The organism is Dickeya sp. ws52 (assembly GCF_007210685.1).
GTDB lineage: Bacteria > Pseudomonadota > Gammaproteobacteria > Enterobacterales > Enterobacteriaceae > Dickeya > Dickeya chrysanthemi.
Genome location: NZ_SZVX01000036.1, coordinates 1 through 10169, shown reverse-complemented (window position 1 = coordinate 10169; position 10169 = coordinate 1). Strand labels below are relative to the sequence as shown.

Here is a 10169-nt window from a genome sequence, read left to right as displayed (position 1 = left end):
GCCCAAAGCGAGGGCCGTTCGGATCTCAAAAACCCAGTATCCCGTTCACTCAAAACACCTTAAGTGAACGGTGTTAGGTCGTTATGACCGGCTCTTTTCTTTTACCATGCCTATTTATCTTACCGACATAACGCCAGACACATGGCAGGCAATGCGTTTCGATTTCGTGCGAGATTAAATCACCCGGGAAAACTGACGCTCACGCATTTTGCTGCGCAAATAGATGTCAAAGCACATGCAAATATTGCGGATCAGCAGCCGCCCTTTCGGCGTCACCTGAATACGTTCGGCCAAAATATCAACCAACCCATCTTGTGCCATTGGCGCCAGCAGCGCCAAATCCTCGCGAAAATAGTCACCGAACGACAGGCCATATGCCTGTTCAATCTCAGCAAACTCCAGTTGGAAATGGCAAATTAACGCCTTGACCACATCACGACGGATGCAATCATCACGAGTCAGGGATAAACCGCGCCATAACGCGTGACCGCGCTGTTCAACGTCAGCGTAGTACTGCTTCAATTCTTTCTGATTCTGGGCATAACTGTCGCCAATCATACTGATGGCGGAAACCCCCAACCCCAGTAAATCGGTGTCGCCTTGGGTGGTATACCCCTGGAAATTGCGATGCAGTTTTCCTTCACGTTGCGCCACCGCCAGTTCGTCGTCCGGCCGGGCAAAATGATCCATACCAATGAACTGGTAACCCGCGGCGGTCAGGCTTTGAATGGTTTGCTGCAAAATCGCCAGCTTTTGTTCCGCATCCGGCAGATCAGCATCTTTAATCTTGCGCTGCGCAGCAAACAGGTTGGGTAAATGAGCATAATTGAATACGCTCAGGCGATCCGGACGCAGCTCCGCCACCCGCTGCAAGGTAAAGGCAAAGCTGTCAGGCGTCTGCTTTGGCAAACCGTAGATCAAATCAATGTTGGTGGAGGCAAACCCCAGCGCTTTGGCCCGCTCGATCAGCGCAAAAATAAAGGCTTCATCTTGCTCGCGATTAACCAGCCGCTGCACCTCTTTATTGAAGTCCTGCACCCCCATGCTAAGGCGATTGAACCCTTCGGCGCGCAAATGATCGAGCACATCCAATTCAATTTCCCGCGGGTCCACTTCCAGCGACATTTCCGCGTGTTCAGAAAAATGGAAATGCCGGCGAAGCAACGCCATCAGGCGGCTAATCTGCGCTTTATTCAGGAAGGTTGGCGTTCCGCCGCCCCAGTGCATTTGCGTAACAGTGCGGTTGGCAAACAACGGTGCGCGTTGATGTATTTCCAGCGCCAGCCGATCAAGGTATTCATCCGCTTTATGTAATTGCCGGGTCACCAGCTTATTACAGCCGCAGAAATAACACAGGCGGTGGCAAAACGGGATATGCAAATACAGCGACAGCGGGCGGTGAGGATAACGGGCCACCGCCTGGGCAAACGCTGCGTCATCATAACTGTCGCTGAATTCCAGTGCGGTAGGATAGGACGTATAGCGAGGTCCCGAATAGTTGTATTTCTGGATCAGGGCTAAATCCCAGTCAATAGCCTGTTCGGACATATGCTCACTCCTTCCTGTAACCGGTCCTCGCCGTACGACGTCGCGGCAATCGATGCTGCCCAGCCGGTACGGCACGCTGTAGCCTGCCTTTCCGTTTCGACAGGCACCACAGTTTAACCAACAGACCAACCAAAAAACACAGAACGAATAAGGTTATGAGCAGAAACAGCGCTTTTAGCATTAATAACCGTCTTTAGGATTATTGCGACGCAGCAGTTGCAGCATATCTTCTTCTTGCTCGTCATCTTCTTCGTCATCATCCAGGCTAATGCCCAGTTGCTCCATCAGAATATCGATGCGATCCAGCGTCTCATCCAGCCAGGATTGGTCTTTAGCCGACAGCGTTTCACCTTTCTCCAGCCTGTCCAGCAGCTCATCAAGACGCGGATCATTTTCCAGCATCTCCAGTTCTTCCTGCGGTGACAGATGAGCGGGTTTCTCTTTCGGCGTTAGCGGTGACGTCACCGGTGTAACGGTGCCTTCAGGCAGTAACGACACAGGTTTTTTACTGCCAATACGCGGGTCTGCCGCCTTGCCGGAAGCCCCATTTTTCTGATGGCCGCCCGATGGTTGGGCACGGCTTCCCGCAGCGTGGCCACGGTGTTTTTTCTGGCGTTTGCGGTCGCGAGCTTCAAGATCCAACTGCTCACGGCTTTTTCTTTTGGTTTTCGGTGCAGGAGCTTTGCGTCCCGCCCCTTTTGATGGTTGTTTCATAGCGTCGATCTCGGGTTCGGATGAGCAAATATAGGGAGAATTGCGGCGGAATCTAGCAGAAAGCATACCAAGAAAAAAGTGATCCAGGAGTTCTATACGGGTTTTATTTTTTCAGTTTGTTACGATGCGCCCTACCCGCTCAAAACAGATAAACGCCGCCTTTCTCATCAGTTACAGGTATAATCAGCTGTATAAAATCGTGATCCAGACAGAGACGCATATTGTGACCCAGCAATACAACTATCATATGACTCATTTCGTCACCAGCGCGCCGGATATTCGTCATCTTCCTGCCGACAGCGGTATTGAAGTCGCTTTTGCCGGCCGTTCCAATGCAGGTAAATCCAGCGCACTCAACACGCTGACCAACCAGAAAAGCCTGGCACGTATTAGTAAAACGCCGGGTCGAACCCAACTGATCAACCTGTTCGAAGTAACCGATGGCGTACGTCTGGTTGATTTGCCCGGCTACGGCTATGCCGAAGTGCCGGAAGAGATGAAACGCAAATGGCAGCGAGCGCTTGGTGAATACCTGCAAAAGCGTAACTGTCTGAAAGGGTTGGTTGTATTAATGGATATTCGTCATCCGCTCAAAGATCTGGACCAGCAGATGCTGGAGTGGGCTGTTGATGTCGGGCTGCCTGTACTGGTACTACTGACCAAAGCGGACAAGCTGGCCCAGGGCGCCCGTAAATCCCAGCTAAACATGGTACGGGAAGCAGTCTTGCCATTCATGGGGGATATTCAGGTTGAAACGTTTTCTTCGCTGAAAAAAACCGGTGTAGATAAATTACGTCAGAAATTAGATAACTGGTTCAGTACATTACCGCCAGCAGATGAGCAATCGCTCCCCGAATCAGAGCAGTAACCTTCCCAACAGGCTCATCGGCCTCTTTCTGGAACACCATGGTTAACCAAACAACTACCGGCAAATTTTTTTGTCGGTAGCATAAGATTTCGTTATCCAGAAAAATTTGATCCGAACAATAAAAAACGCCCCGATCAGAAACCTGATCGGGGCGGCTAACATTCAGCCAAATCCGATTACGTGAAGTAAAAGGTCTGAAAGATAGAACATCTTACCTCTGTACCCTACGTGTTTAACTCTACCCCATTTCTTTTCTGGAAAAAAGGTTTTTTTGTTGTTTAATTTCATAAAAATCGACGTCAAATTAAACAAACTCAAACCAGGTCACACAATCATGTAGTTTAATTACAGAATTACGTATGGTTTAGCTGAAAAAACCAACAGAAAAAAGAAAGGCGATATTTCTGATGGCATTCAAAGCAAAAACCCATACAACTACCGAATTAGTTTGACTGACTTTTTCACCCAATAACTTAATGAGCTTGATCCCAATTACTACCGGTGCCGATATCCACCTGTAACGGTACGTCTAACTGCATACAACCTTCCATTAAGTTACGAATCTTCGCGCTGGCTTCATCAAGTACGGAATGATGCACTTCAAACACCAGTTCATCGTGCACCTGCATCAACATCGTCACTAATGGTTTTTCCTGTTGCAACCAACCATCAATGGCAATCATCGCTTTTTTAATGATGTCCGCTGCGGTGCCCTGCATCGGCGCGTTGATGGCGGCACGCTCCGCTGCCTTACGGCTCATGGCATTACGGGAGTGAATATCCGGCAGATAAAGACGTCGGCCGTCCAGCGTAGAGACATATCCTTGCTCCGCCGCCTGCTGACGAGTACGCTCCATATACTCCTGTACGCCGGGATAACGCTCAAAATAGAGATTCATGTATTTCTGTGCTTCGTTACGCGGAATAGCCAATTGTCGGGACAAGCCAAATGCACTCATGCCGTAAATCAAACCGAAGTTGATGGCTTTAGCGCTGCGGCGCTGTTCAGTGGTCACCCTGTCGAGCGGCAAACCGAATACTTCAGCGGCCGTAGCACGGTGAATATCCAGACCATTGGAAAACGCCCTCAGCAATCCGGCGTCCCGTGAAAGATGCGCCATGATGCGTAATTCGATTTGTGAGTAGTCAGCCGCCAGAATATGGTATCCCTCCGGAGCAATGAACGCCTGACGGATGCGTCTCCCTTGTTCATTACGTACTGGAATATTCTGCAAATTAGGATCGCTGGAGGAAAGGCGCCCCGTTGCCGTTACCGCCTGATGGTACGAGGTGTGAACCCGTTTAGTCAGCGGATTAATCATCTGCGGCAACTTATCCGTGTAAGTGGATTTCAGTTTCGCCAATTCACGATGTTCTAAAATCAACTTCGGTAGCGGATGATCCAGCGCCAGCTCAGCCAGCACTTCTTCGTTAGTAGAAGGCGCTCCTTTCGGCGTTTTCTTGATGACTGGTAACTGCAGTTTTTCGTACAGAATGGTCCCTAACTGTTTAGGAGAAGACAGATTGAAGGCTTCGCCCGCTAACTCATGCGCCTGAACTTCCAGCTCAGCAAGACGCTGCGTCAGCTCCTGTGAATGCTCGCCCAAAATTGTGGTATCAATCAGTACGCCCGTGCGCTCCATGCGTGACAATACAGGCACCAGCGGCATATCAATATTCTGGAAGACCTTGCAAAGCTCCGGTTGCGGCTCCAATTTCGCCCATAGCGTTTCATGCAAACGCAGGGTTACATCGGCATCTTCCGCAGCGTAAACCGCTGCCTGCTCCAGCGGAATTTGATTGAAAGTTAGCTGATTCTTGCCCTTACCGGCAATCTCTTCAAAGGTGATGGTCTTATGCTGCAGATAACGATCCGACAGGCTATCCATATCGTGGCGACCGGCAACACTATCAAGGACATAGGACTCAAGCATGGTATCAAACGCAATACCACGCAGGTCAATGCCGTAGCGGGCCATCACGCCTTTATCGAATTTTAGGTTTTGCCCGATCTTGCCGACGCTTTCATCTTCCAGCAGTGGTTTCAGTACGGCTAATACCTTATCGCGATCCAACTGCATCGGCGCATCAAGATAATCATGTCCTAATGGTAGATAAGCGGCTTCACCCGGTTTGATAGCCAAAGAGATACCCACCAGGTTAGCCGTTAGGGTATCAAGACCATCGGTTTCGGTATCAAATGAGAACAGACCGGCAGTGTTGATTCTGGCAACCCAGTCATGCAATGTTGGCTCATCCAGAATGGTGACGTAACCATCCTGAGGCAATACGCCGACGACGTCTTTAGGGGTATCGTCAGCCTCAGCTTTAACAAACGGCACCGCCGCCGGGCCCTTTTTGCCACTCTGTAGCCATTTGCCATCTTCCAAATCCGCCAGCCAACGCTTGAACTCATAACGGGTGAAGAACTCGCTCAGCTCAGCCACGTTCGGTTCATTTACCGTCAGTTGCTCACACCCCTGCTCTAGCTCGACATCAGTTTTAATCGTAGCCAGCTGATAGGAGAGATAAGCCACGTCCTTATGCTGCTCCAGTTTTGCAGCCATGGTTTTAGCGCCACGGAAGGTCAGCGTCGCAATCTTATCAAGATTGCCATAGAGCGCATCCAGCCCGCCCACACCTTGCAATAATGCCTGTGCGGTTTTTTCACCTATACCCGGCACGCCGGGGATGTTATCGGAGGAGTCGCCCATCAGCGCAAGAAAATCAATGATCAACGATGGTGGAATACCATATTTGGCACATACCTCATCCGGCCCCAGAATGGTGTTGTTCATGGTATTGATCAGGGTGATATGTGGCGTTACCAGTTGCGCCATATCTTTATCGCCAGTGCTGATCAAAACGGGTTTACCAACGCGTTCCGCCTGCTGTGCCAGTGTTCCGATCACATCGTCGGCCTCAACGCCGGAAACAGACAGCAGTGGTAATCCCATCGCTTTAACCATTCGGTGTAGCGGTTCAATCTGAGCGCGTAAATCGTCCGGCATAGGTGGTCGATGAGATTTGTAATGCTCAAATAAATCATCACGAAACGTTTTACCTTTCGCATCAAACACCACAGCGACATGGCTGGGATGGTATTGCTGCAATAAACTTCGCAGCATATTGAGCACGCCATACATCGCTCCGGTCGGCTCGCCGACACCGTTGGTCAGCGGAGGAAAAGCATGATAGGCGCGGTAAAGATACGATGAACCGTCAACCAAAATGAGGGGGTTTTCTGCTATTTGAACCATGATATTTCGCGATCGTTGTTTTCTGCCATGGCGTAAAGGATGCCATAGCTGGCAGTCGGAGACGAATATTAACGTTCAAGCATGATGTTTTTTGCACAACCTCTCGCAAAAATACTGTGGATAACTTTGTGCATAGAAATTGAAAGACAATCAACAGCAATACCAATGGATGCGGGCCTGATACGCAATTCATTGTTAATCAATACGTTAATAAAAAAAGATTAACATTATAGTTATATAAAAACGTTGTTATAAATGTGGATAGATATGGCGCCAGCGCGCACAGTGATAAGCAGAAATGTCCAAACGTCAATAGCAGGCAAGAATAAAAATGCCACACGCGGTAGGGCATGTGGCACATAGAAAACGCAGAAAACTTATTTCTGAGAAACCAGGAACTTCACTACATCAGCATATTGTTTGACATAGTTATCCATAGAGCTGGTATCAAGCCCGTCGCTTTTTACCATGTATTTTCCGTTCACGAATACCGCCGGCACACCACGCAGTTGCAAATCGGCTGCGGCTTTTTCCTGTTGCGCGACCAGAGATTTCACTACGAAGCTATTCAGAGCGCTGTCATAGTCTTCTGCTTTGACGCCAGCGGCCACAAACACCTGACGAATATCTTCCGGCTTTTTCACAGTCTGGGTCTTCTGAACAGCGTCAAACATCAATGGGCTGACTTTATCTTCCACCCCAAGAGCAATAGCGACCGCCCAGGCCTGAGTCATTTCCTTACCAAAATCACCCAGGAAATCAACATGATACTTGGTTACCTTGGTATCAGCAGGCAACGATTTCTGAATGGCTTCAGGAACGTGGTAAACCTGGGAAAACTGGTAGCAGTGCGGGCAGTAGAATGAGAAAAACTCCAGCACCTGGGGGGATTGGGGAGCCGGTTTACTCAGAGTAGCAAACTGTTTGCCATCGGAAAAATCAGCTGCTGACGCACTGAACGCCAGCACAATGCCAGCCAGCGCAAGCCATAATCTCTTCATATCAACATTATCTCCATAAGTGTCAGTACATCGGTGCCAGCTGTAACGGTGGTTCCTGCAACAGCCTTACCTGTTCAGTAAAAATAGCGGTCTGCTTTGCCCAAAAATCAGCTTCCTGCATCCATGGAAAACTGCGAGGAAAAGCAGGGTCATTCCAACGTCGTGTTACCCAGGCCAAATAATGAACCATACGCATCGCACGTAACGGCTCAATCAATGCCAGTTCTGCCTCATCAAAAGAAGCAAATTCACTGTAGGCATCCAGCAAAATATCCAGCTGGATGCGCTGTTCCCGGCGCTCACCATGCAACAGCATCCACAGATCCTGTACAGCCGGGCCATTACGCGCATCATCCAGATCGACAAACAACGGACCATCGCGCCAAAGGATATTTCCGGGATGACAATCACCATGCAGGCGTCTGGCCTGCCAGTTTGTATGCCAATGTAACTTCACTTCATCGATCAGTCGGGCTGTAGCCGCTAAAAATGGTACTTTCTGTGCACCAGAAATCAGCGAGCTCTCCGTTAACGTAACCAGCGGATCATCCAGATACTCTTGCACCCCAATGTCAGGGCGAGTCGAAAACAGATTTCGGCCACCGGTTTGATGAATTCGGCCAAGATAGCGCCCGACCTCTTCTAAATGCTGGTCATTGTCCATCTCATACTGATGACCGCCAACACTGGAAAACACGGCAAACCAGAAGCCATCATGCTCATGTAGCGTATTACCCTGTAACACCAGCGGTGCCACCACCGGTACTTCATCATCAGACAACTCAGCCGCAAAGCGGTGCTCTTCGCTAATCTGGGCGACATCCCAACGTTGTGGCCGATAAAATTTCACCACATAACGTTTACGATCTTCATCACTGAACTGATAAACCCGATTCTCGTAACTATTAAGTGCTGTCAGGCCGGAATCAACGCGAATACCCACTGCCCAGAGCGCATCCATGATGAGATCCGGCGACAGGGTATGAAAGTTGAACACTGCGTCATGCATGACAGGCATAACTCCATTGCATCAGGCTATGACCATTAATCTTTGATAACACCACGGGCGCGTAATAATGCGGTTTTGAAATCTTCTTCATAATCTTTCTGCAAGCCAGGAATAGGCTGCGCGCTATCCGCGCCACGTAACTTTAAATGATAAATAAGGATATCATCAGTCAAATCACTAAGCGCCCCCTCGAACCCGGCTTCCTGTGCAAGTTTTTGTAAAAATTGCACCAAATTCAGATCAGGTTCTTTTTGCCAGGCGGGGTGCAATAGCTCAATCAATTCATTTACACGATGGCATTTCATTATTATTACCTCAAACATTAATGATGGTTTATCTAGTATGGGGAAAGGGCTTGGCCTTGCGCCATACTTTTCCGACAATAACGCATTAAATCATGATGGATACCAAAGCGATGATAACAGGTGTGATTCTGGCTGGCGGCCAGTCATCCCGTATGGGCGGCAACGATAAGGGACTGATTGAACTGGAAGGCAGGCCACTCTATCAACATGTTCTGGATCGCCTAAAACCCCAGGTCGATGCCCTGCTCATCAACGCCAACCGCCATCAGGAATGTTATCGACAAAGCGGTTATCCGGTGATCGGTGATATCAACCATGATTTTTCTGGTCCGCTGGCCGGTGTTTTTACCGGACTAAGCGTCGCTAAAACAGAATGGGTGGTATTCGTTCCTTGTGACGTACCCGCGCTACCCTGCGATTTGGTTTCCCGCCTGTTGAACTTCAGTGACGGTCATCTTGCCGCCTATGCTACGGATGGAGAACGCCAGCACCCGACGTTATTGTTGATCCATACGTCACTGATTGGGAAGCTTGAAGCCTACCTGAGCAACGGCGATCGAAAACTGATGTTATTTCTGGAGCAGGTGACGGCAAAAGCCGTTTCTTTTGCGGACCAGCCTTTATCATTCCGTAATCTTAATACACCTGAGGATCTTGCTCACTGGCAGGAGCAGACGCATGACTGACATACCACTTCTGGCAATCGCTGCCCACAGCGGCACTGGCAAAACCACATTATTGAAGCAACTCATTCCCTTACTAAACGCAATGGAGATCCGGGTTGGCATTATCAAACATACTCACCACGATATGGATGTCGATAAACCGGGCAAAGACAGTTATGAACTACGCAAAGCCGGTGCTAATCAAACTCTGGTTGCCAGCAATACTCGCTGGGCACTGATAACGGAGACACCAGAACAACAAGAGCCCGACTTGTTTTTTCTGGCTGGCAGAATGGACAGTTCAACGCTGGATTTAATTCTGGTCGAAGGCTTCAAGCACGAACCCATCGATAAAATCCTGCTTTATCGCCACCGGCCCGGACATCATCAGGAGCCGGATATCGATGCCTACACGCTGGCCGTGGCCAGCGACAGACCGTTGACGCTCGCCCTGCCCTGTCTGGACCTCAATCAGCCGGCACAGATTGCCGCTTTTATCCGCGACTGGCTACGCCGCAAGACCGGAGGCTGAGAAGCTAAGGGAAGGAATGCAGAAAATGTGGATGAGAAGCGGTGGATGCAGGAAGTGTCCCGACATACCGCCCGGCAGGAGAAGGCATGGGCCGCGCCCGCCGCCGTAACGATATCCACACGCAGGGCCGCAGAGTACCGTCACCCACCGTGCCACCGCAAAAAAACAAAAGGCCCGGTCTTTCGACCGGGCCCTTCGCTCTGTTTGATGCCTGGCAGTTCCCTACTCTCGCATGGGGAGACCCCACACTACCATCGGCGCTACGGC

The 10169-nt window shown here is 49.8% G+C and carries 9 protein-coding genes; 3 read left to right on the top strand and 6 right to left on the bottom strand.

Annotated elements, in window-relative coordinates; genetic code table 11:
• Nucleotides 1-174 precede the first annotated feature (174 nt).
• Both hemN and yihI read right to left on the bottom strand, forming a co-directional pair.
• Nucleotides 175-1548, bottom strand: coding sequence for an oxygen-independent coproporphyrinogen III oxidase (hemN, locus tag FDP13_RS21190; protein WP_015848449.1), 1374 nt, complete (start codon nucleotides 1546-1548; stop codon nucleotides 175-177).
• Nucleotides 1549-1728: 180 nt separating this feature from the next.
• On the bottom strand, nucleotides 1729-2262 hold the full coding sequence (gene yihI, locus FDP13_RS21185) for a Der GTPase-activating protein YihI (protein ID WP_143840352.1): 534 nt from the start codon (nucleotides 2260-2262) through the stop codon (nucleotides 1729-1731).
• A 223-nt stretch (nucleotides 2263-2485) separates the two neighbouring features.
• On the opposite strand from yihI, the gene yihA reads away from it, so the two are divergent.
• Entirely contained in the window at nucleotides 2486-3130 is a 645-nt protein-coding gene (gene yihA / locus FDP13_RS21180) for a ribosome biogenesis GTP-binding protein YihA/YsxC (protein WP_015848451.1), read from the top strand.
• A 473-nt stretch (nucleotides 3131-3603) separates the two neighbouring features.
• Here yihA and polA read toward each other — a convergent pair whose 3' ends face one another.
• From polA to FDP13_RS21160, 4 genes are all read right to left on the bottom strand, one after another.
• Complete coding sequence (gene polA / locus FDP13_RS21175; RefSeq protein ID WP_143840351.1) at nucleotides 3604-6390, bottom strand: DNA polymerase I; 2787 nt, start codon at nucleotides 6388-6390, stop codon at nucleotides 3604-3606.
• Between the two features lie 377 nt (nucleotides 6391-6767).
• Entirely contained in the window at nucleotides 6768-7391 is a 624-nt protein-coding gene (gene dsbA, locus FDP13_RS21170) for a thiol:disulfide interchange protein DsbA (RefSeq protein WP_015848453.1), read from the bottom strand.
• Between the two features lie 22 nt (nucleotides 7392-7413).
• Complete coding sequence (locus tag FDP13_RS21165) at nucleotides 7414-8400, bottom strand: serine/threonine protein kinase (RefSeq protein ID WP_143840350.1); 987 nt, start codon at nucleotides 8398-8400, stop codon at nucleotides 7414-7416.
• Nucleotides 8401-8435: 35 nt separating this feature from the next.
• Nucleotides 8436-8705: a YihD family protein gene (locus FDP13_RS21160; RefSeq protein WP_015848455.1), complete on the bottom strand. Its 270-nt coding sequence runs from the start codon at nucleotides 8703-8705 to the stop codon at nucleotides 8436-8438.
• Between the two features lie 110 nt (nucleotides 8706-8815).
• Between FDP13_RS21160 and mobA the strand changes: the two genes are divergently transcribed.
• A complete protein-coding gene (gene mobA, locus FDP13_RS21155; RefSeq protein WP_015848456.1) occupies nucleotides 8816-9391 on the top strand; it encodes a molybdenum cofactor guanylyltransferase MobA in 576 nt (191 codons plus the stop codon).
• Nucleotides 9384-9902, top strand: coding sequence for a molybdopterin-guanine dinucleotide biosynthesis protein MobB (gene mobB / locus FDP13_RS21150; RefSeq protein ID WP_143840349.1), 519 nt, complete (start codon nucleotides 9384-9386; stop codon nucleotides 9900-9902). Before mobA ends, mobB begins: the two co-directional genes overlap by 8 nt.
• Nucleotides 9903-10169 lie beyond the last annotated feature (267 nt).

Excerpts from the sequence above, each read along its gene's own strand:
- dsbA (WP_015848453.1), bottom strand. The coding sequence starts at position 7,391 with ATGAAGAGATTATGGCTTGCGCTGGCTGGCATTGTGCTGGCGTTCAGT.
- mobA (WP_015848456.1), top strand. The coding sequence starts at position 8,816 with ATGATAACAGGTGTGATTCTGGCTGGCGGCCAGTCATCCCGTATGGGC.
- mobB (WP_143840349.1), top strand. The coding sequence starts at position 9,384 with ATGACTGACATACCACTTCTGGCAATCGCTGCCCACAGCGGCACTGGC.
- FDP13_RS21160 (WP_015848455.1), bottom strand. The coding sequence starts at position 8,705 with ATGAAATGCCATCGTGTAAATGAATTGATTGAGCTATTGCACCCCGCC.
- yihI (WP_143840352.1), bottom strand. The coding sequence starts at position 2,262 with ATGAAACAACCATCAAAAGGGGCGGGACGCAAAGCTCCTGCACCGAAA.
- hemN (WP_015848449.1), bottom strand. The coding sequence starts at position 1,548 with ATGTCCGAACAGGCTATTGACTGGGATTTAGCCCTGATCCAGAAATAC.
- polA (WP_143840351.1), bottom strand. The coding sequence starts at position 6,390 with ATGGTTCAAATAGCAGAAAACCCCCTCATTTTGGTTGACGGTTCATCG.
- FDP13_RS21165 (WP_143840350.1), bottom strand. The coding sequence starts at position 8,400 with ATGCATGACGCAGTGTTCAACTTTCATACCCTGTCGCCGGATCTCATC.